Genomic DNA, 24,822 nt, shown 5'->3' with positions numbered 1-24,822 from the left:
CAATCTTGTAAAAAGAGTATCATAACCAAAAAGGCTACGCAACAATATTTCCGCTACAATTACCAACTTCATGCAGAAAATCCATCCAGAATAAAAAGAACAGGACTATTCGCATAGGAAAATGCGTAGTCCTGTTCTCTATTATAGGATAAACGTTACCATACCGCGATCGCCTTCGTTTACCATACGTTCAATGGTTTCTCTCATGCGTTTCTTCGCATGTGAAGGGACAGCGTCTGATTTATAGCGCATACTCTCTCTCAACATCTCGTGTAGCGGAGTCCCAAATAATGATGTCGCCCACAACGCTTCTCGATTATGATAATAAGCTTCTTTTAAATCTTTTAACAATTGTTGACTGTGGAATTCAGAACCAATTAATGGCGAGAATTCTGCATCCATGTCAACACGGATGATGTGCAGGGATGGTGCTTTTGCTTTCATTCGTACTCCAAAGAAATCATTTTGCTTAATTAATTCTGGAGCAGAAGGTTGGAAGTCTTGAACCGATGGCATTGTAACACCATAACCAGTTTCTTGAGCCATTTCAATGGCTTCATGGAAACGTAAATATGATTTTTTTGCATATGATGATTCTTTAACGTATAATAACCAGTCTTTTTTCGTGATAATTGGCTCATCCAAGAAGTCCGAATAGGCTTGTTGGAAGGCATCATCTGTAATTTCGATTTGAATAGAGGCTTTTCCTTTTCCTGCGTCCACTTCAATCACTTCAGCATGTTCAACATAAGGTTCATCCGCTATAAATGTAGCCAAATCTTTTACATCACGGATTTTTGAAACTTGTGAAGACCAAGAATCTAATGAATTTTGAAGGGACTCTTTTAGAGGATGATCACTTTCCAAAACGTCCATCCACTCTGGTTTTAATAACTCAAAAGTTGTCACAGGAAATTCATAAAGTGCTTCTTTTAATACAAATTGAATTTCATGAACTGACATCCGATCAACTGCTGCTGCAATTACTGGCACATTGTACTTCTCGAATAGTTCTTGACGCAAAAGACCTGTTTGATCATTATCTGGAAATCTGCAATTCAGCAAAATTACAAATGGTTTACCAATTTCTTTTAACTGGCCAACAATTTCTTCTTCTACTTTTTCTACAGCTGCTCTTGGAATATCGTTGACTGAGCCATCAGTAGTCATCACAATTCCGATAGTTGAATGATCTCTAATTACCTTGTCTGTGCCGATTCGTGCAGCTTCTTCGAATGGGATGGGATCATGATGCCAAGGCGTATGAACCATTTTAGGCCCATTCTCATCTTCATAACCTCTTGCACCTTCAACAATATATCCTACACAGTCCGCTAAGCGAATATTAAAACGGAATGCGTCATCGCCAACCTGAATGCTAGTACCATGAGCTGGTACGAATTTCGGTTCGGCTGTCATAATTACTGCACCTGGAGAACTTTGAGGTAGTTCATCTTGTGCACGAAGTCTGTCCACTTCATCTGTCATATTAGGAATTACTAAACTCTCCATAACTCGTTTCACAAAAGTTGATTTTCCGATTCGCACCGGTCCTACCACGCCAATATATACATCACCATTTGTCCGTTCGGCTATTTGTTGATAAAGCTCTTCAGCCATATCATGGCCCCCTTTCCTACGCACTTTATTTTATGCACCAAAAAAACGTTTCATGCATATGCATGAAACGTTTGTCTTTATTTCTTTTAAATTAGCTATTTTCACTATTGCTTTCGATATACCACAAAACAGCTACGCTATCCTAGGACGAGCTCTAAGACGCCAACGAGCTTCGAAGACCGGTGCTATTGTTTTATGTATCGTTGCACTAGCTTCGGTACATGGAATAGTGTTGAAACGGAAATCAACAATACAGTTATAGTGACTTTAAATTAAATTCAGTAACTTTATTTATTTTACATCCTTGTTCAAGAATTCTGGTTCATTATTTTCATTAACAGTATACGGGAGGGAATACGCTGGTAGCACAGGGAATTTTTCAACAAGTAGATAACGAATATCTTCGCCAGGTTTTACATTAGGTTTATCTTCTTGAAGAATTCGATTTAATTCAATTGAGTAATCGATATAAATCGTTCCGTCCCCTGTAGCAACTAGCGGGAGGTTCACATCTGAATAAGGACTTGGAACCGTTTGTTCATCCTTATATCCCATTTTTTTATAGTCTAATTTGTAAACATTCTCGGCTATTTTCCCAGCTATCGGGCCATAGCCATTCACGCCAATTTTAATATTTAAGTCTCTGATTTTTTCAGCAGAACGCAAATCAACTAATTTAACAGTTGGATTTTCTTCTACATTAATAATGACATATTGAAACAGTCCACCATTTTCGTAAGCGTTTGGCGGAATTTCACTTAAATAAGCAGGAGCAATTTTTTCAAATTCAATAGGATACTTAATGTATTGATCAACACTTTGATCTCTGGTTTTTATTGGAAGTAAACCACCTGATGCCTCTTGATACTTTTCCACAGCAACTTGAACTGAATATAGTTGATCTTCATATGGCTTTTGGTTTTCAGCACGCTCTGAGTCTGGGTACATACAACCCGTTAGCAGTATAGAAGTAAAAAATAATAGACTGATAAGTGATATTCTTTTCATTTTTCCACCTCACGAGCTTCCAGTTGGACCACTAAATACAATATAAATCATACTTAAAAATCCACCTATTAAAAGTACATACGCTACAGTTGCAAAAATAAATTTAATTACACGATTATTGATTTTGTGCCTACTAATATAAATTAAACCCATAGAAATCATCAAAAAGCCCATGGAAGCAAATGAAACCCACATTTTATCTAGTGATGACATAAATATAACCACCCTTCACTATCTCTCAGCAAATAAGTATATCATGAAAAAACAAGAGGTGCAGACTCACTACCTCTTGTTTTGTGACGATTTAAAGATATTCAAATAAGTCTTCCATCTCTTGTTTCTTAACACGGTCCATTAATTGATCCACTGCTGTTTTAGGGTCGACATGTTCAAATAACACAGCATATAAAGCGCTAGTTATTGGCATTGGTACATTGTGAAATTGAGATAATTGATAGGCTGCTTTTGTGGTTCGAACGCCTTCTACAACCATACCCATTTGAGCTAATACTTCATCAAGCTTCATGCCTTTACCTAAGAGGTTTCCAGCACGCCAGTTTCTAGAATGGACACTAGTACAAGTCACAATTAAATCACCAATTCCAGTCAAACCAGAAAACGTTAAGGGATTAGCACCCATTTTGGTTCCAAGACGAGCAATTTCAGCAAGACCTCTTGTAATTAAAGCAGCCTTTGCATTATCACCGTATCCTAGACCATCCGAAATGCCGGCACCTAGTGCAATAATATTTTTTAATGCACCACCAATTTCGACGCCAATTACATCTGAATTGGTATATACACGAAAATTGCCGTTCATGAATAAGTCTTGTACTTTTTCAGCATATAGAATATCTTCACAGGCAGCTGTAACAGTAGTCGGGTGTTTTAACACCACTTCTTCTGCGTGACTTGGTCCAGAAAGAACTACAATTTCTTCAATTAAATGCGCAGGTATTTCTTCTCGCATAACTTCAGAAATTCGTTTTAAGGAATCGGGTTCAATCCCTTTAGATACATGAACAAAAAGAATAGGTTCTTGAATCCATTCTCTTAAATCACGACAAACTTCACGAATCCCTTTAGTTGGAACTGCCATCACGATTATTTTACCGTGGATGGCCGCTTCTTTTAATGATGAAGTCGCTGTTAATGTAGAAGGAAGTACTGTCCCTGGAAGATATTTTTCATTCGAATGTTGATGATTAATTTCATTTGATTGATCCTCTCGGTGCGACCAGACCAAACAATTGTGACCATTTTCAGCAAGGACAATACTAAGAGCTGTCCCCCAACTGCCGGCACCTAAAACGACTATGTTTTCCATGTATTAAATCTCCCTTACTTATGCGAATTACGTTCGAGCACGTGTAATAAGGCGAATTGGTGTCCCTTCGAAATCGAAGGATTCACGAATTCGATTTTCTAAGAATCGTTCATATGAGAAATGCATAATTTCTGGTTCGTTTACAAATACCACAAATGTTGGCGGCTTAATCGCAACTTGAGTAGCGTAATAAATGCGCAGACGACGTCCTTTGTCTGTTGGTGCAGGGTTACGAGCAACTGAGTCTTCAATTACTTCATTTAAGACACTAGAAGTAACGCGCATTGCGTGATTTTCACTTACACGGTTGATAATTGGTAAAATAGAGTGTACACGTTGTTTGGTTACGGCAGAAACGAAAATAATTGGTGCATAGTCTAAGAACAAGAAATGCGCACGAATTAATTTTGTCATTTTATTCATGGTTTTCTCATCTTTTTCAACTGCATCCCATTTATTAACAACGATAATAATTGCTTTACCCGCTTCATGCGCGTACCCAGCAATTTTTTTATCTTGCTCTTGAATTCCTTCTTCTGCGTTAATAACAACTAAAACAACATCAGAGCGTTCAATAGCTTTTAATGCACGAAGCACACTATATTTTTCAGTGGTTTCGTAAACTTTACCTTTTTTACGCATCCCCGCTGTATCGATGATGACATATGGTTGGTCTTCGTATTCATATTGTGTATCAATTGCATCACGAGTTGTCCCTGCTATTTCACTAACAATAACACGCTCATCACCTAAGAATGAGTTCACTAAAGAAGACTTTCCAACATTAGGACGACCAATTAGTGAAAACTTGATCACATTTTCAGGATAAATCTCTTCATCTTCTTCAGGGAAATTCTTCGCTACTTCATCTAATAAATCTCCAAGACCAAGTCCGTGAGAACCTGAAATCGGGAATGGCTCACCGAATCCTAATGAATAGAAATCATAGATCATCGGACGCATATCCGGATTATCAATTTTATTAATTGCTAACACAACAGGTTTTTTCGTTTTATATAATATTTTTGCTACTTGCTCATCAGCTGCTGTGACGCCTTCTCGACCATTCGTCAAGAAAATAATAACGTCTGCTTCTTGAATGGCAATTTCAGCTTGGGCACGAATCTGTTCTAAGAAAGGCTCGTCCCCAATGTCAATTCCACCTGTATCAATTAAATTAAATTCATGAGCTAGCCAATCAGCCGAACTATATATACGATCACGTGTTATTCCTGGAATATCTTCCACGATGGAAACGCGTTCTCCAACTATTCGATTAAAGATTGTTGATTTCCCTACATTAGGGCGACCAACTATTGCTACTACCGGTTTAGGCATATTTATTACATCCTTCCAAATTCTTCTCTAAAGTATTATACATAAGAAACGCGTAAAACGCCATGTTCGCTCGATAATGGTGCTGGGAGAAGTGATAGGAAATCTCTTCTTTTCGTGATTTAGCCTATGCAATTGTTTGATAGAATGTCGTTACTTGTAAAATCCTCATGTCACGTAAACATTCTCCATGGCCAAAATAAAGAGATGCAGACATTGTTTATGTCTACATCTCTTTATTATTTACGATTTGCGTATGTATATGTATCAATACCACGGATAGTTAAATAATGATGTAATTCACCCGAAATAATTAATGGGACCTTTTGCAAATCTTGAATCGTGTTTGCACCAAGCGACACCATTAACATAGTCAAATCTTCATTAATTTCTTTGATTTCTTCCATCGTGGCCAGTTCGCCTTCTTCAACTAAGGTTTTTAATACTTTGCCAGCCAAACCTACTGCAGAGGCACCGAGCGATAAACATTTTACCATATCGAGTGCATGTTGGATTCCTCCAGAAGCAAGTACGGGAATTTTAGAATTGAGGTTAGAGGTTTCAATTAACGCTGCAGCTGTCGGAACTCCCCAGTCATTAAAATAAGCAAGTTTGCGCTTTCGGCGTTCATTTTCAATCGCCGCAAAATTGGTTCCACCAAAGCCACCTACATCGATAGCCGCTACATTAATTGATTGAAGTTTCATAGCCGCTTCTCGAGAAATTCCAAAACCTGTTTCTTTAACGATAACCGGTATATCCAATTCGTTTACAAGCTGTTCTATTCGATTCAATGCCCCTTTGAAGTCACGATCCCCTTCAGGCATGGTCAACTCTTGGATTACATTGAGGTGTATTTGAAGAGCGTTAGCTTCCAGCATATCGACAGCTCTCTTGGCTTGATCTACTGATGCTTCACTGCCTAAATTGGCAAATATCAAACCGTCCGGATTTTCTTTTCGAACGGTGGAATAAGTGGCAATTTCTTCTGGATTTTTAATTGCGGCCATTTGAGATCCAACCGCCATTGGAATATTCATTTCACGAGAAATACGAGCTAATTGACTATTCAACTCAGTCGTCTTAGCCCCTCCTCCTCCAGTCATTGCATTAATAAAAAAAGGCGAACCGAAAACAAGTTCGCCAATTTGAGTATGCAAAGACACATTATCCCAGCTACTATCGGGAAGAGCCTGATGTACAAAACGAATATCATCTAACCATGTTGCTCTTGATTGTCCTGTCGACAACGCGTGTCTTATGTGGTCTAATTTTCGTTCAGCTCTAGTCATTGTTTTTCTCCATTATTTAAAGTGTTTTAATTTATCTCCAATTACATCACTGATTGAAAAACCTTTTGATTCTTCAGGCATTTCGTAATCAGTCCCTGAATACCCATCTTCTTTTTCAAGTAAATCTTTAATGCTCAGTGATAATCGTTTATCTTTTTTGTTGACGTCTAACACTTTCACTTGTACTTCTTGCCCTTCTTTCAACACTTCATGCGGCGTGCCGATATGAGAATGAGCAATTTGAGAAATATGAACAAGACCCTCAATACCTGGGAATACTTCTACAAATGCACCGTATGAAACTAGACGTTTAATAGTGCCTGTTTGAACTGATCCTCGAGGTGCTTTATCCTCGATACCTTCCCACGGTCCTGGAAGCGTATCTTTTATTGATAGGGAAATACGCTCGCTATCACGGTCTACAGACAATACTTTCACTTTAACTTCTTGACCTTCATGAATAACGTCCGAAACCTGCTCAACATGCTCATGTGATAGTTGAGAGATATGAACAAGTCCATCTACTCCACCTAAATCTACAAAAGCACCGAAAGCGGCAATTCGTTGTACAGTACCAGTTAATACATCTCCAGCGTGAATGTGGTCAATTACATCTTTTTTGTTTGACTCTTTTTGAGCTTCAACTACTGCACGATGAGACAAGATTAATCGATTTTTATCTTTTTCCATTTCAACAATGATAAATGTTAAGACTTTTCCTTTGTAATCATCGAACGATTCAACAAAGTGATCTTCAACTAATGAAGCTGGAACAAATCCACGCAATCCAAGGTCAACTACAAGTCCACCCTTTACTACGTCCTTCACTTCTGCTTCAATGATTTCTCCACTATGAAACTTTTGTTCTAATGAATCCCAAGCTTCAGCGGCATCAACTTTACGTTTAGACAACACAAAATTGTCGTCTTCAACTTTTGTAATGATTAAATTTAATTCGTCACCGATGGAAACGACGTCAGAAGCTTTTTCAATGTGCAAGCTTGACAGTTCACTTATCGGAATTATCCCATCAAACGGTGCACCTTCAATTGTGACAGTAACTGCCTTATCCTCAACTTGGGCAACCGTACCTTTTACAAGATTTCCTTCACGGAAGTCCTGGTTTTCCTGCAAGTTCATTTCCTCAGACATATAGCATCCTCCTTCACAACGTTCCAATCTTTATTTTATGCGAATTCTCTAATAAAAACAAAAATTTACCCTTTAATTTGGAAAAAAACTAAATTTTATGACTTATTATCGTTTAATAGCTTTTGAATTTCACTCATAATTACTAATGTCACTTCATCTGCAGTCGCTTTTCGATCGCGATAAGGCTGCATGATAATCGGCTTGCCATACACCACTTTTAGTCGCTTGAATGGCTTATAAGGACCGATAATGGCACACGGTACAACGTCAGCATCACCTTTTAAAGCAAAAAAACCAGCTCCTGAAAAGCCTTTCCCGAGCTTACCATCCTTACTACGAGTACCTTCAGGGAAAAGACCCATTACATCTCCATTTTTCAATAAAGCTAATGCTCTTCTTAATGCTTCACGGTCACTTAATCCTCTTTTAACAGGAAACGCATTTAATTTTGGCAATAAAGGTTTTAATATCGGCATGTTAAACAGCTCTTCTTTTGCCATAAAATGAACCGGTCTTGGGGCAGTTATTCCTACCACAGGTGGATCAAGAGCATCGATATGATTTGAGCAAACCAATACTCCTCCTGTTTCAGGAAAATGTTCTAAGCCTTTTATGTCAAAACGATATATTGGCTTTAGTGTTGTCCACACAAGATTTTTTGCGAATTGGTACATGTTCATTTAGCTCATCCTTTCCTTCGCTAATTGAATAATGTGATTAGCAGCTTCATTAATTGTTAAGTTTGTTGTATCCAAGTAAATTGCATCTGTTGCCTGTATAAGAGGTGAAGCTTCTCGTTCGCTATCCATTTTGTCTCGTTCTGCAATCTCTTTTTTCAGTTGATCTACATGTGAATTGATTCCACGTCGCTCATTATCCAACTGGCGTCGTTTTGCTCGTTCATCTACTGTTGCAGACATAAAGACCTTTAGTTCGGCGTGAACTAATACATGTGTGCCGATGTCGCGACCGTCCATCACCACACCACCACTTTCCGCCATTTTTAATTGTCGTCTTACCATTTCTTCTCGCAGACTTGCATGTGCAGCTACTTCAGAAACAGAAGATGTCACTAAGGTAGAGCGAATCGCTTCAGAAACATTCTCACCATCTAAAAAAACAAGTTGTCCATCATGTGACGGGATTAAATCAATTTTAGTTTCTAGAAGCAAGTTTGTTAAAGCCTCTTCATTTTCTAAATCTATGTGACGTTCAAGTGCTTTATACGTAATTGCTCGATACATAGCTCCTGTATCAATATATGTAAAACCAAGTTCTTCAGCCGCTAGCTTTGCAATGGTGCTTTTTCCAGCTGCTGCTGGCCCATCAATTGCTATTTGTATACTGTTTTTCACATCATCCACTCCTATACGTTCTCACACATAATTGTACCACAGGAGTAAAAAAAAAAGCCCACTAGCGTGAGCTTTCGTAGCTGGTAATTTAATTAAAATCGGATTTTTTATCGTGACATTTTGGTTTCGTTGCAACTTTTGGCTTTTGGTTGCAACTTTCGTGATTTGGTTGCAACTTTATCGATTTGGTTGCAACTTTTGTTGTTTCGTTGCAACTATCCAATATTCTCCTAATACATCATTTCAGAATTCAATACTTCATGCGTTTCTGTATCGACTAAAATTCTGAATGTGTGACTATCATCTTTGGTCTCTTTTAACACCATTACTTCATAACAAAGACGTTGTTGGAGTTCATTGTTTTCGGTATACGCTAGTACTTCACTCTGAATGGTAACTTGATCTGTAAAATATTCCTTCCAATTTACAGGTACTAATTTTTGCTCTGGTAGCTTTTCTTTTTGGATATATTCCATCGTGTTGACACCTAGGATTTCTCCATCATCTTTGGCTAGTTTTAATTGTATTGCATCTGCATAAACTCGAGCTTTGTTCACTGGATCCAAACGAACAAAAACAACATGCCAAACTAAATGATTTTCACGTGATTCCACTAATTCAACATCTTCAAATCCATATGCCTTAACAGCTTCTTTGGCCTTTCCTTTCATTTGTTCTTGAGGTATACGTTCTTTTCCAATTGGACGTTCAATTAACATGGATAACAGATGTCCACCTTTTTGTGTGTAATCCATATACCCAGTTCGAATTCCTTCGTTGAATGAAATATGATAAAACGGATACGAAGCTCCAGGTTTGCTGGATGAAACAACTATCTTAGCATTTTTCAATAGTGGAAACGTTTCTTTCATTTCTTTTACTACTTGTTTTTCTGTAACGGGTTTATCTTTCATTGCTTTTAAATCTTTTTTCTTTTGATCGTCCGATTCACTCGCGGTTAGAGGAAAATCACTTTCCGAATAGCCCTTAACTGTCTTCGACATTTTAGACCATTGTTCAGAAGGTTGAGCTGCTTTGATTTCTTTTTGCCATTTCGAAAATGATTGTTGTTTTGCTAATAATTCTGTTGAAGCATTTTGCCATTCATATGAAAATTCATCTAAATTTTTTGCTACGTTTGTTGTCACTGTTAACCATTTTTCTTCTGGCACTTTGCCTTGACTCTTTAATTTCGCATAATCTCCAAGACGACCTAAGTAATTCATCCATTCATTCGAAAAATCTTGTTGGAGTGGTAGCGAAGAAATATCACTTTTGATTTCTGAAGAAAGTCTCCAAATCTCTTCAAGTGGTTCTGCTTGTGCAGCTGGATCCTTGTAAACTGTAGCACTTTGAACTGATTCTTGTAATTCATTAAGTTTTTCTGACGCTTCCGTCATCCGATTCGTGTATTGGGCTCTCAAATCATTTTCTAAAGCTAGCTCGTTTTGCTTAGAAGTATATAAAAATACGCCCAAAATAATTACACTAACTGCTAATAAGCTTGTAATAATCTTCATGTTATCCCTCCTCATTCGCAGAATATATGTTTCCCTATTGTTTTAATTTGTGATCGGGTCCATATCCATTCACTGGTAGCTGTGTCTGGATTGAAATAATAAAGTGCATTTTCAGTTGGATCCCAACCATTTATAGCGTCAAGAACCGCCTCTTTAGCACGTGCATTTGGTGTAAGCCAAATTTGTCCGTCAGCAACTGCTGTAAAAGCTAGTGGTTGAAAGATTACTCCACTTACGGTATTTGGGAATTCTGAGTCTTCAATACGGTTTAAAATGACTGATGCTACTGCAACTTGTCCTTCGTATGGCTCTCCGCGAGCTTCTCCGTAAACTGCATTGGCCATAAGTTGTAAATCCTGTTGTGAGTATTTCGCAGGAAGTTTAACTTGTTCAGTTTTTTTGGCTCCTGAAGTTGTCCCTTTTTTCACTTGTTGTTCTAATGGTTGTCCGCCATAGTGTGTAAATCGATTACCCTTATTCAATTGATTTTGCACAAACTCTTTATTATAGTCTGTGGTGTTAACAAGTTTCGTTTTGGTTTTCTGTCCAGCTACTCCGTCAATCGGCAAACCGTTTTTTTCTTGGAAATTACGTAATGCCCAATAGGTAGCGTATCCAAAATCACCATCTATCTGATTTTTGTAAAATCCGATATATTGTAATCGCGCTTGTAATTCAATTACATCATCCCCAAAAGCACCAAGCTCAATCACTTGACCAGAAAATGCTTCAGAATGTTTTGGAGTACTTAAAGACATTGTTAGCAAACACAAAGTAACAAACCAAATTAGCCATTTATTTTTTCGCATAAACATTTCTCCTTTTTTTTAGAATGAGGAATTATACGGATTTTATACAAAAAAAAATAAAACCAATTTAATAAAATTGGTTTTATTACATGTCCCTTATTTCTGCTCGTGTTTGAAAATGTTGAAGTGTCATTAAATGAGCTTGTTTTACTTTGGTTAAACATAGCCACCATAAGAAAAGCATAAAAGGAATCATAAAATACAACCATATTCCTTCAATAGCTAGAATTCCATTATAAATCATGTGTAAACATAATGGAGCTAGCAATGCAATAAATAGTAAAGGTTTTGAAGATTTACTTACAGCAAACTTTGCACGTCCTAAATAATAGCCCATTACAACACCAAATATTGCATGACTTGATACTGGTAATAAAGCTCGTAAGAATGCCGTGTCTAAACCATATGTTAATAAGTATAAAATGTTTTCTACTGTTGCAAATCCTAAAGAAACACTAACACCATAAAGAATACCATCGTAAGGATCTTCAAAATCGACATGTTGATAAATCACCATTACTAAAATGAGCCACTTAAAGAACTCTTCAAGTGTACTTGTGAATAAAACATTTGTAATAAACGCTGAACGAAATATGTTTTCGAATTCAAACACATGTTGAATGAAGAGAATAGGAAAGGTTAAAATAGCACCATATATAAATGTATGAAACAATGATCGTGAAGGCTCTGAAGATATTTGATTTCGCAAATAAAAATAACTGAAAAGAGCAAGTCCTGGAGCGATTGCCACAGATAGTAAAATTATCAAGTTGCGCTCGCCTCCTTTTAATAGATTAATTATATCATTATTACGACAATTGATGAATGAATGGACGGAGGAATTTTGAAGTGAAAAAAATAGTTGTGATCCATACAGGTGGAACAATATCTATGCATGTTCATAGTGAATCAGGAGCAGTTATCACAGGAGATTCAAACCCATTAACAGCAGAGATTGATAAATTAATGGAGTATGCGGATATTCATGAAATTGAAGCATTCAATTTCCCTTCTCCACACATAACACCGAAAGAAATGTTAGAAATTAAAGAAATTATCGATCAGCAAATATCAGCTGGAAAAGTAGAAGGGTTTGTCATTACCCACGGTACAGATACATTAGAAGAGACTGCATACTTCTTAGACTTAACAGTAAAAAGCGATATACCCATTATATTAACTGGTGCCATGCGCTCATCAAACGAAATTGGTGCTGACGGTGTTTATAATTTGTTATCAGCTGTCAGAGTTGCTAGTGCTAAAGATGCTTACGGTAAAGGTGTGCTGGTAGTGATGAATGATGAAATACATACAGCACAAAATGTCACAAAAACATCAACTAGCAATGTCTCGACCTTTCAAAGTCCTCAATATGGGCCGATTGGATTGATAACAAAAACGGGTGTACATTTCCACCACACACCAATCAGACGTGACACGTTTGAGTTGAATGTAATCAGTAAAAGAGTTGCCATGTTAAAAGTCTATGCTGGTATGGATGCAGACTTGCTGATACACGTGGCAAGTGCCGGATATGATGGCATAGTATTGGAGTGCTTAGGACAAGGAAATGTGCCCCCAGCAATCGTTCCCGGGATTCAACAATTAATTAATCAACATATTCCTGTTGTATTAGTGTCTAGATGTTACAACGGTATAGCACAACCAGTATACGGTTACGAAGGTGGAGGAAAGATGCTTGAAGGTATGGGTGTTTTATTCGCTCATGGACTTAGCGGGCAAAAGGCGAGAATTAAGTTGTTAATTGGACTTTCTGATACGAATCTCGTACGTCCCCTTCCTACATGGTTTGAGTAAGTTGTTATTTCTTTAACTTAATGTAAAGAATCAGATAAACATTTATCTCACATGCGCTTATTTTAACCGAAGAAAAACGTTCTCAAATGTATCTGAAAATAAGAGGACGTTCATAAAGTGTTTAATCACTTTTATGAACGTCCTCTTATCATTTCTAGCCCTTTTGTTCCGTTCATAAAAGTGTCCTTATACGAACGCACTTACTATTGGTTTAAGAATAGATGAATCATAATAATAGTTTCTTTTATTTTCCAGAACCGTCTTTATAAAGTAGTTTGATCACTTAATCTCTTTTCCATCAGTTCGCCCATTCGTTTCGAGTCGGGTCTTTCTTCATTTTGTAATTGTTCAATGATGTTCATATAATCCGTTTCATTACGGTTCTGGCTTAATTTATAGGCGGCCTGAATTTCCTCCACCTTGATCTTGAATCCAACAATACCTTTCAGTTCTTTTTCCAATAAAGAAGGGGAGAGCTTATCCCACAGAACAGGATTCTCACGTTGCTTCTCGTATTTTTGCAGTAACCTCGTCAGGTCCTGTTTCAATTCTTCTTCGCCTAAAATACTGCCTCTTCCATAGATATGAACAGCTTGGTAGTTCCACGTCGGGACATTTTCGTGTTCATACCAAGAAGAAGAGATATAAGCGTGCGGTCCTTGGAATATAACGAGTACATCATCGCAGGTTTCGAATGTTCTCCACTGAGGATTCCCATAAGCCATATGCCCGGGTATATAGTATGCATCTTTTTCTTTAATAATCTGCAAAGGCAAGTGGCTCCCAATGGGTTTTCCTTTTTTTGTGGTGATGAGCGTTCCAAATGCATTTAGTCGAACAAAATCCAGTATTTCGTCAAAACTTGTGACCTTAAAATATTTTGGAGAATACATGGTGATCCGCCTCTCGCAAAAATTTTATTGGAGTGTTTTTGTCATGATCAAGTCCACTTGCTCATCATCACCCATATAAAAAGAGTGCGCACCCGTTTTGACAAACCCCTTTTTCTGATAGAACGCAATTGCATTTTCATTTTCTTCCCAGACGCCCAGCCAGATTTTCTTTTTCTTCTGTTCCAGCGCAATTTCCAGCGCTTTATTTAGAAGCTGCTTCCCAACCCCGTGCTTTTGGAATTTTTTCTTAACATAAATCCGCTCAACTTCAAGTGAGTCAGCGCCCATTGCTTCCGACTGTGCCTCATCGATATTAACCTTCAGGTATCCAGCGACTTCCTGAGTGATATAAACAAAAAAGAATTGCGAAAAACGATTGGTTAATTCCTGTTCTAGTTGGTCCAAGTTATAGGCCCTTTCCAAATAGGCATTCAAGTGTTCGGGTGAATTCTGATCCTTGAAAGTCTCGGTGAATGTTTCAACACTGATTTTTTGAAGTTCTCGTAAATCTTCAAGCATACATTTCTTAATCGTCATTGGCATTTCAATCAGTCGCTCCTTTTTCTCATCAATAGTCTCTCTTGTTTCCCTTTTTTACAAATTCCCAGTCTTTTTCGACATTTTTCCTGATTCGCTGTAGCAAATTGAAAGTGTTTTCTGCTTCCTTTTCGGAAAATCCTTCTAAAGCAACGAGATTGGAATAATCATTTTCTCTTTTGATGAAAGGGAATACCGTTTTCCCTTTCTCCGTCGGAAAGAGTCTTTTGATTTTTTTGTTGTATGGATCTTCTTTCTTTCCAATAAAGCCGTTTATTTCTAGTTTTTGGATAGCACGAGTTGCTGTAGATCGGTCCACTTTGATCATCTCCACTAACTGTTCCTGAATGATTCCCGGGTTCTCACAAATTCTCACCAAGTACAAATACTGCCCTTTGGTAAGGTCAAATTCTTTGAATTCTATATTGCTGATTGAATCCAATGCTCTTGCAATCATGCCGATTTCACGTAGAATTTCCTTCATAAATAAACTCCTCAGTGACTATTTTTGTTGCAAACGCAATAATATATGACTATATTCATCTTGTACTACTTTTGTTGCATTTGCAATAAAAACAACGATAAAAACGATAAAAAAAATGAAATATATTTTTTATGTAATAGGAATTTCACTATTAACCCTTGTGTTTTCTTGTACGATTCAATTCGATCTTGAAACGCCGCCATTTGATTCCGTATTGGTAGGTATGTCCATGAATTTGGGGCTTACGGTGGGAATTTGGGAGATTTTACTGGCCCTCTTTCTGATCGGCTGCAATTCAATTTTAAAAAGACGAAGACCGGAAGTATTCGGATTGGAACTATATTAATCGTCTTTTTAGGAGGGCTAATCTTTAATTTTTTCATGTCCTATTGGAAAAGCATTAGACTTTAGTTAACATATAACCGATTATCAGAAGACACACAAAAAAGAGGGATAGCTATCTATATAGCACTTCCCTCTTTTATTAAACAACGTTATTATTCATTTTAATCATTGATCATAGAGTGAACATCGAAAGTTAAACTTTACATTAAACGACTTTAATATTAATACACACGCTTGCTGTACGTTTCGTATGAACAAAAAATGATGAAAATCAAATACTTGTGGGTTAGAAGGCTGAAGCTAAGCCCACGGAAAGCGCAGTGGCAGTCTCTGCTGGGTTTTTTCATTCAAAATCAAGTTTGACTACAGTCTGAAAGCTCCTAATTACAGCAGCTTTTCTTTTTCTACAATTGCGTCTGCAATTAACTGTCCATGGAACCGGCCATTTTCAATAAAAATTTCATTGGCGTTATTGCCAGCAGCTAATACACCTGCTATGTAGAGGCCTTCAATGTTGGACTCCATTGTCAGTTCATTTATTAGCGGTCTCCCAGATTCTTCGTCGATTTGAACACCCATTCCCCGTAAAAACTCATGGTCTGGATGATAACCGATCATCGCAAAGACAAAATCATTTTTTAAAGATACCACTTGGTTTTGCTGACGAATCTTCACTTCTTCTCGTGTAATTTCTTCTACATGTGAATCAAAAAGCATTGTGACTTCACCACTTCTTACTACCCCTTCAAACTCTGGTAAAATCCATGGTTTTATACTACTTGAATAAGTATTCCCTCGATAAACAACCGTTACTCTAGCACCGGCTTTATGCAATTCGAGAGCAGCATCAATACTCGAGTTTTTCCCACCAATCACCAATACATCCGTATCGAAATAAGGGTGACCTTCTTTGAAATAATGACTGACTTTTGGTAATTCTTCGCCAGGAATCCCCAATAGATTAGGATGATCATAATAGCCGGTAGCAATAATCACATTTTTCGACTTGTACATAGCCTTTGAAGTGACCACTTCAAAACCATCTTGTTTTCTCTCAACTCGTTCTACCGTTTCAAATCTGTTTACTTGTAAATTTTTTAATTTCACTACTTCTCGGTAATACACCAGGGCTTGATTACGTTTCGGTTTGCGCCCTTCAATAATAAATGGGACATCCCCGATCGCTAGTTTTTCACTCGTACTGAAAAAAGTTTGGTGTGTCGGGTATTTATATATTGCTTCTACTACGTTACCTTTTTCTATTATAACGGGTGAAAGACCAATATTCTGTAGCGAGATAGCTGCAGCTAGCCCACACGGACCTCCACCAACTATTATTACATCTTCTTTTTTCAACATTCTACACATCCTCTATATAAAAAATCTCCTATCTAATGATAGGAGAACAGAAAGAACTATACAACTAATTGGCATATGTTTTTTCTTCGATCCATTTATCCCACTCACTCATTTTTGTTCCAATCATGTTTTGGTGATACTCTTCCTTTTTTTCGGCAGACATGGAATCAATAGCAAATCCTCCAAGTCCGATTACTAAATTACTAAATGTATTTTCTAAAGACTTTGTTAAGTCAAGTGTCTTTACCAAATTACTAGTCATAGTGCATGACATAAACAAAAAGCGAGGATTTACCGTTTGGATGACCACATCAATATCATTTTCTTTTATGCTACTGCCCAAGTATATAACCTCGTAGCCTTTTCGTCTCATGTATAACGTAAAGATTAGCAAACCTAATTCGTGCCATTCGCCAGGTGCACAGACAGCTATAACTTTAGGTAAAATTCCATTATGGGGGAAAGCGTGCATGACCGCTCCTATTCGGGAACGTAAAATTGAAGTCGCAAAATGTTCATGAGCTGTTGTTATTTTATCGTCTTCCCACAAAAGTCCCACTTGAACAAGCAATGGCGCTAAAATATCTAATAATACTTTATCCATTGTATAAATTGTAAAAGCTTCATCCATATATGTGTGAGCTGAACGTTCATCAAAACGAAGAAATGCTTCTAAAATGCTCCGTTGAAGTTGTACGATTCGATTTTCTAATTCGGGATTTAACGGTTGAATAACTTCTTTTGCCTCTTGTTCTAATAGAGATACCGCTTGACTAATTGTAAAGCCATCATTTACTTTTTGGGCGAGCCATTTCAATTTACGAACATGATTATCTGAATATAACCGATGTCCCGCTTCATTTCTAATTGGAGCAATCATTTGATAACGTCTTTCCCAAGCTCGAATTGTTCCTGGTAAAATTCCAACCATGGTTGAGACAGCTTTCATATTATATTTACCTTGGTTATCTATATCGTTTTGCATGCCATCTTCCTCCAATAGCGACCCATTTTCTCTTGTCTCAGTATAGGAAAAATAGTGGCCATTGTAAACGTTGTGTATGTTTTATTGAACATTTGTAGAACTTCCGTGTTTAATCGACAAGATATGACACTCTGCAGGAGCACCTAAACGCAAAGGAACTAATGTTGTGCCAAATCCATTGCTTATTAACGTAACTTCATTCTGACTAGTTATTAATGCACCTTTTTGATAATAACCCCATTTTCCTAAACGTATTTGCCCTCCATGTGTGTGACCGGCTAATAATACATCTGAATGGAACCGGTCCCTAACTTTATCAAAGACAAAAGGAGTATGGGAAACGAATATGACTGGGTCATTGTAAGGAACATTCTCAAAGCTTTTTTCAATATCAGCACGCCCTGAAGAAACATCCTCGAGTCCAATTAGCCAAACCGGCTGTTCCATATTCGTTAAGCAAATCGCTTCGTTTTCTAAAACAATTCCACCTACGTTTTGGATATATTTTCGAATATGATGGGCTCCTACTTCACGATCATTATTTCCCCAAACATAATAAATGGGTCCGATTTTAGCAAGGGCTTTAATATTTTGTTCAATTCTACTTAACGGAACGCCTCTTTCCGCTAGATCTCCACCAATAATCACTGCATGTATTTCACCATTCACTTTTCTTAATAGGCGATTTGTTATTTTTCGTCGATGAATATCAGAAATAAAAAAAATTGTTACTGGTTTTTCACCTTGATACTTTTCTAACTCAATATCTTGGTGGCGCACATTAATTTCAAATGCTTTCTTCATCATGAGGAGAGGCACCAATAGAACTACACCTATAATACTTACCAAATAGCGCATTTCTTCACCTCTTTATCAAAATAAAAAGAGGAGGGTTACCCCGCCCCTTTCTTTTTATAATGTCTAAGATTTAATCTTCTTGAATATCTAGGACTCGGAAACCAGATTTATCAAGTTCCTTCAAAAACTTTTGAACATTATCACGTTTTTCGATTTTCAAAACAATACGTCGTAATAATTTATCCGTTTCGTCGAATGTAACAAGGGAAATAACGGATTCATGAAACTTTTGGATGATGTCCCCTACACGAGCAATTCGACCTTCTGTCTCTACAGAAGTAAACGAAATTCGAACACCTGGTTTATCCATACCAAATGCTCCTCTGAATTGTTCCATTGTGTCGTAACGAGTAACTAACCCTAAAAATTTATTTTCTTCAACCACTGCAATAATCGGGAAGTCATTAAGTTGCACTAATGAGTTTTCAAATACGTCATCGATTGATAAGAAGGTATCTTCTTTTGTTACAACATCCAGTAATGATGTTGTCGATAGGAATTCATCTTTACTTAAGCCACTAAAATAAAAAGCTCGATACACTATGTAGCGATTCAATATTCCTTTGTAGATCCCATTTTCTAACACTGGAAGTGCATCAATTTGATTTTTCTCTAATACTTCCAGGGCTGTATGTACTGATTCAGTTGTTTGAATCGAAATACATTTTTCTTTAGGAATCATTACACTTTTTGCAAACATACTGTCACCTCATTTTTCTCTGTATTAGTAATCTATTCTATATGATTCCCTCTTATCCTCTTTCTCAATCAAAATTTATGGCAGAATTAATGTCTGACCCGTTGATATTTCGTTCGAAGATAAGTCATTTGCTACTTTAATATCTTCCACTGCATCAGAAGATTTATAATAATTCATGGCAATACGATAGAGTGTCTCACCAGGTTGAACAACATGTGTTTTCCCACTGTTTGGTTTGCTCACCACAGGTTCTTCTACAGGTTGTTGTTCTTTTTCAGGTTCTTCAACAACAGGTTCTTCTACTGGCTCTTCCTCTGCGGGTTTTTCTTCTTCTTGCTGTTCTTTAGGTTCACTAGGTTCACTAGATTCTTCAGAAGTTTCGATATCAGTATTTTCTTCTGTTGCTTCTGTTTCTGTACTTTCGCCAGCAGTTTCAGATGGTGATTCATCATTATTTTTTTCATATTGCAGTTCGCTATTGTCGTATACTGTAGTTTCATTTGCATTAGGATCATAAAAAGCAAATACGTAAATTAAGAATGAAACCGGAATTAAAATAAAGAAAAAGAACAAAATTGGTAATAATAAATTACCTTTCTTTTTTGTTTTCTTTGGATCTGCCGTATTGGTACGTCTAGAAGTTCGCGTCTTCACTTTATGATCTTCACCATTTATTTGAATTGGTTTTCGATACTCTTCTATTTTATTTTGATAATCATCATTATTCATTGCAGTAAACTCCTATTCTACGTTTCGTCTTTGTTTATTATGACGAAATTTGACGAAAAAGTAAAACAAACATCTAATCTATTATGGAGAATAAAGATGATAATCGTTTTTCCCATGATTGTAATTTTAAATAGGATAAGTTTTCTTTCGGAGATTCTATTATTTCGTTTATACTCAAACCGCATTTCGAACAACAATTACGTGGGTTCGAATGAATGGTTTGACCAAAAAAGTGGACAATTTGCTCACGAATACAAGTAGAATTCATTAAGATATCCTTGATTTGATAAATTTGTTGTATTTTTTCGAGTTTCAATTGAGTCAAAATCTTGATCGTTTCTTTCTTCGATTTTATAGATAACCAATAGGATAAGATTCGCACATGAGTTTCCGACAATAAGTTTTGAGATACTATTTGATTAGGCTGCAATCCGTTAGCGGTGGACTCCGCAAATACGTTTACATGTGCTTCATCAGGAAAATCGTTCGTAGCAACGAATATGGATAGATCTTCATCATCTTTTGTATAAAACAATGTAGCAAGAGAATCACTTCCATCTCTTCCTGCCCGTCCAATTTCCTGTGAATAATTGGCCACTGACGATGGAAAATGGTCATGAATAACTTGACGCACATCATTTTTATGAACTCCCATACCAAATGCATTGGTTGCACAAACCCAATCAATTTCATTGTTTAAAAATTGCTGTTGGACAAACATTCTATCTACTTGCTCCATTCCAGCATGATATGAAGCAATTCGTAGTCCTTTAGTTATTAATTTCTGAGCGTATTGATCCGCTTTCTTCCTTGATTGTGTATATATAATTCCAGGACCAGTAAAATCAACAATTTGTTTTGCTATTTTTTCGAATTTTTCTTCTCTAGAATCAACTTCTATTGCAGCATAGCGAATATTAGGTCGATCAAGCGATTGAATATGTTGAGTTGGTTGTCGCATATTTAAATGAGTATTTATATCATCCATTACTTGTTTTGTTGCGGTTGCTGTTAACGCTAAAATTGGCGGTCGATTTATACTGTCTAACCATTCGCCTAAACGTAAATAATCTGGTCTAAAATCGTATCCCCATTGCGAAATACAATGAGCTTCATCCGCTACAATTAGTGAAATTGGAATTGACTTCAATTTCTCTTTTACTTTCTCTTGCGTGATCATTTCAGGCGATAAAAAAATAAATTTATATGTTTCAAGTTTATTCAAAAGTGTTTGTTTTTCAGATGGTGTCAAAAATGAGTTAAAAGCAACTACCCTTTTTTCACCCATTTTTTTTAATTGCTCTACTTGATCTTGCATAAGTGCCAGCAATGGCGAAATTATGACCACACTATGTGGCAATAGATATCCCGGAAGTTGATAGCAAAGCGATTTTCCCATACCGGTCGGTAAAATTGCCAGAACGTCCTCCTGGTGTATGATACTTTTAATGATTTCAAGTTGACCTGGTCTAAATGAAGAATAACCAAATTTCTCTAACAATATCTTATGTAGATTGTTGGTCAATTAAGTCACCTCCCGAGGCCAATAACAATCGCAATTGAAAATAAGAATAGATTGGAAATGTTTCTTTTAACATTCTTAATTTCTTGGTTTGTTGATTTTGTATTTGTTGAATGACTGGTTGAATGTCTTCTCCTGGAAAAAATATATTAATTGAAAACAAAGGTTCGTTCATTGCCATTTCTACAAAATGATCTTCAATCGTGCTTTTTTTCAATTGTCGTAATGTCACGATTTGTTCAAACGAATACCCTTGTTTATATAAGTCCGCTGTTCTTTTAGCTGATTCAGTCAAAGGAGTTGTCGTCATGATACCTTCACTCATTTTGGGTAATAATTTTAGTTTGGTACTCAGCGAAATTTCATCTAGTACTAAATGTAAGCATTCCTCCAAAAGAATTTCGAGGTCAATCTCATCGATCTCCAATTTATGAGACAGTTGTTGCCAAGTTACACCACTAACTTGATACCCAGATAATCGATGACTTAAAATAGTTAAATGAAGGTCACTAAGATTCGCAGATTTGAATGCAGTTTTTAATTCTTTGTAATAGCTTTCAATAAACCCCTCATCTTTGTAAGAGACCATATGTAAAAAGTGGCGAACCCAATTGTGAATTTTTTCGTCCTTTTCTATAGGAACAAACGACAAGTCATTTGCATTCACATGTGATAAGGTTTGGGTCACTAATGATAGACGTTGAAAAAATATGCGTTCATTCCCTCTATACAACCAACCATTCAAGTGCAAATTCGGCATATGCTGCAGAATTTGTTTCCCTAATGCCGTTATTTGTGGAATGGACAAATCATTTACTCGTAGCCAACCTGATTCAATCATCTGTTGAATGGTTTGATCGTAACTTTGTTTTGTGAGTCTAGGAAATAAAGCAAAATATTTTGTAAGTTGATAACTTTTCACATCCTGAATAGTTTGACCTGAACGTTTGCCTCTAATAAGATGATAAGGAGCAGAAATAGTCCGTTCTTCTTTCAATCGATCGACCATATGTAAGATGATTTGTTGAAATAGCACTGGAGTTCCTCCAATAATTGAGTATTTAGGTTGAAAATTGAGGAAAACATGATTAGAATAAATACGAAAGCTTTTTCAAGCGAACGGAGATAAGGGAGAGGTTTAACATGGCGAAGTATACCATTGTAGATAAAGATACATGTATCGCTTGTGGCGCTTGTGGCGCTGCAGCACCAGATATTTATGATTACGATGATGAAGGTATTGCCTTTGTTATTTTAGATAATAACATGGGAACAACTGAAGTTCCAGATGAACTCGAAGAAGATATGCAAGATGCATTCGAAGGCTGTCCAACGGATTCAATCAAAGTTGCTGATGATTCATTTGATGGCGATGCATTAAAATACGAATAAAAAAATGCTGCGAATTAGATTCGCAGTTTTTTTTGTGCAAATTTTCATGTAAATTTGTAGAAGTTTCGATCAGTAGTTCAATAGACGATCACTCTAAGTATGCATCTATAGTTACAACATCAAATAATCCACTCTCTTTTAAAAATTGTGAAACTAAATAAACGTGGGCTGAGCCTATTATTAAAAGAGTACGGTCAGATAAAAGATTTGTGATTTCAGCAAGATTAGTATAGATAATCAGATTCCGTTGATACCACCATCTAACCCAATCTATACCGATGTATTCAACACCTTTTCCAATGCGGGCGATTTGCATATACATTTCATGCTGCTTCTTATTAAAATTCTCTTCATTATACTTACAGATCATTTCAAAAATACTCTTATCCTCAAGACCCAGTTGAAGTTTAGAAATATACTCTTCATCAATAAAATTGGACAGTTCTGGTTGTTCAATTTTTCCCCAGTCAAGAACTTGACTGATCGCTCTATTACCAACGCTTTCCATCCAATCAACAGCGTAAATGTTTTTGTGTTTTAATTCAGCAGCAGTTTGAAAACCAAACTGATGTATTTCATCTACTTTTAATTCTAGTTGCCCATTTATGTATTGTTGATATTCTTCGTTTAACAAGTTATCTTTTTCTTTTACAACTTCAAAAGCGATTTTTGTTGGGTTATAGTTCTTTAAGACATTAACCACTTTTCTTATTTCCTCTTGTCTTTGGGGTGATAAAAGATTATCAAATTCAACACGATATAAATCTGCTGTATACCGCATATGAAAAGTTCCAAGCACCATTACCTTTGGTTTCTTATTTAACTTATCCATCAAGTAATCCCCACTTCCTTCAAAACTATCTTCCACGACTTTTACTCATTTAGATGAACAATATCCGTTTTCAACATTTCTTTCAAGATTTCCATGCCTAAGTAGCTGACATTTCTAGTTGGGTTTTTAAGATTGTGAGACTCTCTTCATAAAATGCACGATTTTTTTCTAACCCTCTTTGTGTAGACCATCCTATTGAGTTAAAGGCATCATATAGACTATAAAACTGGACATACTGCTCCATGGGTAGCAAGGGACGAACTGATCCATATCCTATTTTGTATGCATCAAAAATTGTCGGATTCTTACTTAGCGCATCTCGATACAGTTTGATAAAGTCTATTTCTGGGGATCCAAATCGAGAACTTTCAAAATCAATAACTCCTGATAGTGTATTTCCTTGAGCAATGAGATTCGCTAAACGAAAATCCATATGAACAAACGAAGGTGGTTCTGGTGCTGGTAAGCATTTGAATAACTCTTGAATTCTATTGTAGGATGACTTGTATAATTCCTCAGTTAAAGTTTGACGAACAAAAGGCACAAACCGTTCAAGTGTAGATAATATAAACAATCGCCAATCATTATTAGGTAATATTTCAAACCCTTCGTTCGTAAAAGAGCCATAGAATTCATAGCTCAATTCATGTAATTTCGCATGTAACACACCTACTTCTTTTGCCAGCTTTGGTGTTAAAGTTGTAATAGAATTACCCTCAAGCGCAGTAAGCAAAAAGGCACCATTAAATGTCTCAGACGGTTCTATCAAATTAATAACTTTGGGTACGTTCACCGAATCGAGAAGGTAGTTAAGGCATTTGAATTCCCGATACCACTTCTCTTTCGTGAATGGCAGTTTACAATATACTGTCTGTCCATCGTCTAATAAAAGTCGATAAACCTCTGAACTAAAAGAGTCTGCGACTGGCATAGTGCTTTGAACTTTTAGA

At 36.6% G+C, this 24,822-nt stretch carries 27 protein-coding genes and 1 pseudogene; 4 read left to right on the top strand and 24 right to left on the bottom strand.

All coding sequences use genetic code 11. The annotated features are described in order from the left end of the window. Positions 1-141: 141 nt before the first annotated feature. On the bottom strand, positions 142-1,620 hold the full coding sequence (gene spoIVA / locus WBG45_RS15235; protein WP_424415886.1) for a stage IV sporulation protein A: 1,479 nt from the start codon (positions 1,618-1,620) through the stop codon (positions 142-144). A gap of 58 nt (positions 1,621-1,678) precedes the next feature. Here spoIVA and WBG45_RS15230 point away from each other — a divergent pair, with 58 nt between their 5' ends. After that, on the top strand, positions 1,679-1,882 hold the full coding sequence (locus WBG45_RS15230; RefSeq protein WP_424415885.1) for a hypothetical protein: 204 nt from the start codon (positions 1,679-1,681) through the stop codon (positions 1,880-1,882). A gap of 29 nt (positions 1,883-1,911) precedes the next feature. On the opposite strand, the gene WBG45_RS15225 is transcribed toward WBG45_RS15230, so the two are convergent. The 11 genes from WBG45_RS15225 to prsW form a co-directional block, all read right to left on the bottom strand. Next, positions 1,912-2,628 (bottom strand): hypothetical protein, encoded by a 717-nt coding sequence (locus WBG45_RS15225; protein WP_424415883.1) that lies wholly within the window; start codon positions 2,626-2,628, stop codon positions 1,912-1,914. Between the two features lie 9 nt (positions 2,629-2,637). Further along, complete coding sequence (locus WBG45_RS15220) at positions 2,638-2,841, bottom strand: DUF2768 domain-containing protein (RefSeq protein WP_024534867.1); 204 nt, start codon at positions 2,839-2,841, stop codon at positions 2,638-2,640. Between the two features lie 91 nt (positions 2,842-2,932). Continuing rightward, a complete protein-coding gene (locus tag WBG45_RS15215) occupies positions 2,933-3,955 on the bottom strand; it encodes an NAD(P)H-dependent glycerol-3-phosphate dehydrogenase (protein WP_424415880.1) in 1,023 nt (340 codons plus the stop codon). A gap of 27 nt (positions 3,956-3,982) precedes the next feature. Next, positions 3,983-5,293 carry a ribosome biogenesis GTPase Der gene (gene der / locus WBG45_RS15210; RefSeq protein WP_424415878.1) on the bottom strand — a complete coding sequence of 437 codons (1,311 nt, stop codon included), beginning with the start codon at positions 5,291-5,293 and terminating at the stop codon, positions 3,983-3,985. A gap of 236 nt (positions 5,294-5,529) precedes the next feature. After that, positions 5,530-6,582 (bottom strand): type 2 isopentenyl-diphosphate Delta-isomerase, encoded by a 1,053-nt coding sequence (gene fni / locus WBG45_RS15205; RefSeq protein ID WP_424415876.1) that lies wholly within the window; start codon positions 6,580-6,582, stop codon positions 5,530-5,532. A 12-nt stretch (positions 6,583-6,594) separates the two neighbouring features. Beyond that, positions 6,595-7,734: a 30S ribosomal protein S1 gene (gene rpsA / locus WBG45_RS15200; protein ID WP_424415874.1), complete on the bottom strand. Its 1,140-nt coding sequence runs from the start codon at positions 7,732-7,734 to the stop codon at positions 6,595-6,597. Between the two features lie 95 nt (positions 7,735-7,829). After that, a complete protein-coding gene (locus WBG45_RS15195) occupies positions 7,830-8,414 on the bottom strand; it encodes a lysophospholipid acyltransferase family protein (protein WP_424415872.1) in 585 nt (194 codons plus the stop codon). After that, positions 8,415-9,089, bottom strand: a complete 675-nt coding sequence (gene cmk, locus WBG45_RS15190) for a (d)CMP kinase (protein ID WP_424415870.1) — start codon at positions 9,087-9,089, stop codon at positions 8,415-8,417. Between the two features lie 230 nt (positions 9,090-9,319). Then, entirely contained in the window at positions 9,320-10,609 is a 1,290-nt protein-coding gene (locus tag WBG45_RS15185; protein ID WP_424415868.1) for a PepSY1/2 domain-containing protein, read from the bottom strand. A gap of 11 nt (positions 10,610-10,620) precedes the next feature. Then, entirely contained in the window at positions 10,621-11,418 is a 798-nt protein-coding gene (gene sleB / locus WBG45_RS15180; protein ID WP_424415866.1) for a spore cortex-lytic enzyme, read from the bottom strand. 85 nt (positions 11,419-11,503) lie between these two features. Further along, positions 11,504-12,187, bottom strand: coding sequence for a glutamic-type intramembrane protease PrsW (gene prsW / locus WBG45_RS15175; protein ID WP_424415864.1), 684 nt, complete (start codon positions 12,185-12,187; stop codon positions 11,504-11,506). Positions 12,188-12,243: 56 nt separating this feature from the next. Between prsW and WBG45_RS15170 the strand changes: the two genes are divergently transcribed. Continuing rightward, positions 12,244-13,236 carry an asparaginase gene (locus WBG45_RS15170; protein ID WP_424415862.1) on the top strand — a complete coding sequence of 331 codons (993 nt, stop codon included), beginning with the start codon at positions 12,244-12,246 and terminating at the stop codon, positions 13,234-13,236. Between the two features lie 263 nt (positions 13,237-13,499). On the opposite strand, the gene WBG45_RS15165 is transcribed toward WBG45_RS15170, so the two are convergent. From WBG45_RS15165 to WBG45_RS15155, 3 genes are read right to left on the bottom strand one after another with little or no spacing between them, the layout of a single operon-like run. After that, positions 13,500-14,129 (bottom strand): FMN-binding negative transcriptional regulator, encoded by a 630-nt coding sequence (locus WBG45_RS15165; RefSeq protein WP_424415860.1) that lies wholly within the window; start codon positions 14,127-14,129, stop codon positions 13,500-13,502. 24 nt (positions 14,130-14,153) lie between these two features. Then, entirely contained in the window at positions 14,154-14,672 is a 519-nt protein-coding gene (locus tag WBG45_RS15160; protein WP_424415858.1) for a GNAT family N-acetyltransferase, read from the bottom strand. A gap of 25 nt (positions 14,673-14,697) precedes the next feature. After that, positions 14,698-15,150: a MarR family winged helix-turn-helix transcriptional regulator gene (locus tag WBG45_RS15155; RefSeq protein WP_424415856.1), complete on the bottom strand. Its 453-nt coding sequence runs from the start codon at positions 15,148-15,150 to the stop codon at positions 14,698-14,700. Between the two features lie 115 nt (positions 15,151-15,265). Here WBG45_RS15155 and WBG45_RS15150 point away from each other — a divergent pair. Further along, positions 15,266-15,484 (top strand): annotated as a pseudogene (locus WBG45_RS15150) (YitT family protein); the annotation flags it as partial. Positions 15,485-15,879: 395 nt separating this feature from the next. Here the strand turns inward: WBG45_RS15150 and WBG45_RS15145 are convergent. The 7 genes from WBG45_RS15145 to WBG45_RS15115 form a co-directional block, all read right to left on the bottom strand. Next, positions 15,880-16,854, bottom strand: a complete 975-nt coding sequence (locus WBG45_RS15145) for a YpdA family putative bacillithiol disulfide reductase (RefSeq protein WP_424415855.1) — start codon at positions 16,852-16,854, stop codon at positions 15,880-15,882. Positions 16,855-16,918: 64 nt separating this feature from the next. Next, a complete protein-coding gene (locus WBG45_RS15140; RefSeq protein WP_424415853.1) occupies positions 16,919-17,839 on the bottom strand; it encodes a MerR family transcriptional regulator in 921 nt (306 codons plus the stop codon). 81 nt (positions 17,840-17,920) lie between these two features. Next, complete coding sequence (locus WBG45_RS15135) at positions 17,921-18,697, bottom strand: metallophosphoesterase (protein ID WP_424415851.1); 777 nt, start codon at positions 18,695-18,697, stop codon at positions 17,921-17,923. 70 nt (positions 18,698-18,767) lie between these two features. Then, positions 18,768-19,397 (bottom strand): CBS domain-containing protein, encoded by a 630-nt coding sequence (locus WBG45_RS15130; protein WP_424415849.1) that lies wholly within the window; start codon positions 19,395-19,397, stop codon positions 18,768-18,770. Positions 19,398-19,472: 75 nt separating this feature from the next. Further along, complete coding sequence (locus WBG45_RS15125; RefSeq protein WP_424415847.1) at positions 19,473-20,126, bottom strand: LysM peptidoglycan-binding domain-containing protein; 654 nt, start codon at positions 20,124-20,126, stop codon at positions 19,473-19,475. Positions 20,127-20,199: 73 nt separating this feature from the next. Beyond that, the gene (locus WBG45_RS15120; RefSeq protein ID WP_424415845.1) at positions 20,200-21,651 is read right to left on the bottom strand and encodes a RecQ family ATP-dependent DNA helicase; all 1,452 of its coding nucleotides are present in this window, start codon (positions 21,649-21,651) and stop codon (positions 20,200-20,202) included. After that, the gene (locus WBG45_RS15115; protein ID WP_424415843.1) at positions 21,632-22,684 is read right to left on the bottom strand and encodes a helix-turn-helix domain-containing protein; all 1,053 of its coding nucleotides are present in this window, start codon (positions 22,682-22,684) and stop codon (positions 21,632-21,634) included. The genes WBG45_RS15120 and WBG45_RS15115 overlap by 20 nt, the downstream gene beginning before the upstream one ends. A 107-nt stretch (positions 22,685-22,791) precedes the next feature. On the opposite strand from WBG45_RS15115, the gene WBG45_RS15110 reads away from it, so the two are divergent. Next, the gene (locus WBG45_RS15110) at positions 22,792-23,040 is read left to right on the top strand and encodes a ferredoxin (RefSeq protein ID WP_024534888.1); all 249 of its coding nucleotides are present in this window, start codon (positions 22,792-22,794) and stop codon (positions 23,038-23,040) included. 88 nt (positions 23,041-23,128) lie between these two features. Here WBG45_RS15110 and WBG45_RS15105 read toward each other — a convergent pair whose 3' ends face one another. Both WBG45_RS15105 and WBG45_RS15100 read right to left on the bottom strand, forming a co-directional pair. Continuing rightward, a complete protein-coding gene (locus WBG45_RS15105) occupies positions 23,129-23,908 on the bottom strand; it encodes a DUF5694 domain-containing protein (RefSeq protein WP_424415841.1) in 780 nt (259 codons plus the stop codon). 61 nt (positions 23,909-23,969) lie between these two features. Then, positions 23,970-24,803: an aminoglycoside phosphotransferase family protein gene (locus WBG45_RS15100; RefSeq protein WP_424416004.1), complete on the bottom strand. Its 834-nt coding sequence runs from the start codon at positions 24,801-24,803 to the stop codon at positions 23,970-23,972. Positions 24,804-24,822 lie beyond the last annotated feature (19 nt).

Source organism: Paenisporosarcina sp. (genome assembly GCF_049671445.1).
Lineage (GTDB): Bacteria > Bacillota > Bacilli > Bacillales_A > Planococcaceae > Paenisporosarcina.
This window is presented reverse-complemented; position numbering and strand designations above follow the sequence as displayed.

Bases quoted from the DNA above. Each gene is read 5' to 3' on its own strand.
- fni (WP_424415876.1), bottom strand. From the start codon at position 6,582: ATGACTAGAGCTGAACGAAAATTAGACCACATAAGACACGCGTTGTCG.
- WBG45_RS15155 (WP_424415856.1), bottom strand. From the start codon at position 15,150: ATGAAGGAAATTCTACGTGAAATCGGCATGATTGCAAGAGCATTGGAT.
- WBG45_RS15165 (WP_424415860.1), bottom strand. From the start codon at position 14,129: ATGTATTCTCCAAAATATTTTAAGGTCACAAGTTTTGACGAAATACTG.
- WBG45_RS15195 (WP_424415872.1), bottom strand. From the start codon at position 8,414: ATGAACATGTACCAATTCGCAAAAAATCTTGTGTGGACAACACTAAAG.
- der (WP_424415878.1), bottom strand. From the start codon at position 5,293: ATGCCTAAACCGGTAGTAGCAATAGTTGGTCGCCCTAATGTAGGGAAA.
- WBG45_RS15170 (WP_424415862.1), top strand. From the start codon at position 12,244: ATGAATGGACGGAGGAATTTTGAAGTGAAAAAAATAGTTGTGATCCAT.
- WBG45_RS15220 (WP_024534867.1), bottom strand. From the start codon at position 2,841: ATGTCATCACTAGATAAAATGTGGGTTTCATTTGCTTCCATGGGCTTT.
- WBG45_RS15130 (WP_424415849.1), bottom strand. From the start codon at position 19,397: ATGTTTGCAAAAAGTGTAATGATTCCTAAAGAAAAATGTATTTCGATT.
- WBG45_RS15125 (WP_424415847.1), bottom strand. From the start codon at position 20,126: ATGAATAATGATGATTATCAAAATAAAATAGAAGAGTATCGAAAACCA.
- WBG45_RS15215 (WP_424415880.1), bottom strand. From the start codon at position 3,955: ATGGAAAACATAGTCGTTTTAGGTGCCGGCAGTTGGGGGACAGCTCTT.
- WBG45_RS15230 (WP_424415885.1), top strand. From the start codon at position 1,679: ATGCATGAAACGTTTGTCTTTATTTCTTTTAAATTAGCTATTTTCACT.
- WBG45_RS15185 (WP_424415868.1), bottom strand. From the start codon at position 10,609: ATGAAGATTATTACAAGCTTATTAGCAGTTAGTGTAATTATTTTGGGC.
- rpsA (WP_424415874.1), bottom strand. From the start codon at position 7,734: ATGTCTGAGGAAATGAACTTGCAGGAAAACCAGGACTTCCGTGAAGGA.
- WBG45_RS15110 (WP_024534888.1), top strand. From the start codon at position 22,792: ATGGCGAAGTATACCATTGTAGATAAAGATACATGTATCGCTTGTGGC.
- WBG45_RS15135 (WP_424415851.1), bottom strand. From the start codon at position 18,697: ATGCGCTATTTGGTAAGTATTATAGGTGTAGTTCTATTGGTGCCTCTC.
- WBG45_RS15140 (WP_424415853.1), bottom strand. From the start codon at position 17,839: ATGCAAAACGATATAGATAACCAAGGTAAATATAATATGAAAGCTGTC.
- WBG45_RS15145 (WP_424415855.1), bottom strand. From the start codon at position 16,854: ATGTTGAAAAAAGAAGATGTAATAATAGTTGGTGGAGGTCCGTGTGGG.
- spoIVA (WP_424415886.1), bottom strand. From the start codon at position 1,620: ATGGCTGAAGAGCTTTATCAACAAATAGCCGAACGGACAAATGGTGAT.
- sleB (WP_424415866.1), bottom strand. From the start codon at position 11,418: ATGCGAAAAAATAAATGGCTAATTTGGTTTGTTACTTTGTGTTTGCTA.
- WBG45_RS15225 (WP_424415883.1), bottom strand. From the start codon at position 2,628: ATGAAAAGAATATCACTTATCAGTCTATTATTTTTTACTTCTATACTG.
- WBG45_RS15160 (WP_424415858.1), bottom strand. From the start codon at position 14,672: ATGCCAATGACGATTAAGAAATGTATGCTTGAAGATTTACGAGAACTT.
- WBG45_RS15100 (WP_424416004.1), bottom strand. From the start codon at position 24,803: ATGCCAGTCGCAGACTCTTTTAGTTCAGAGGTTTATCGACTTTTATTA.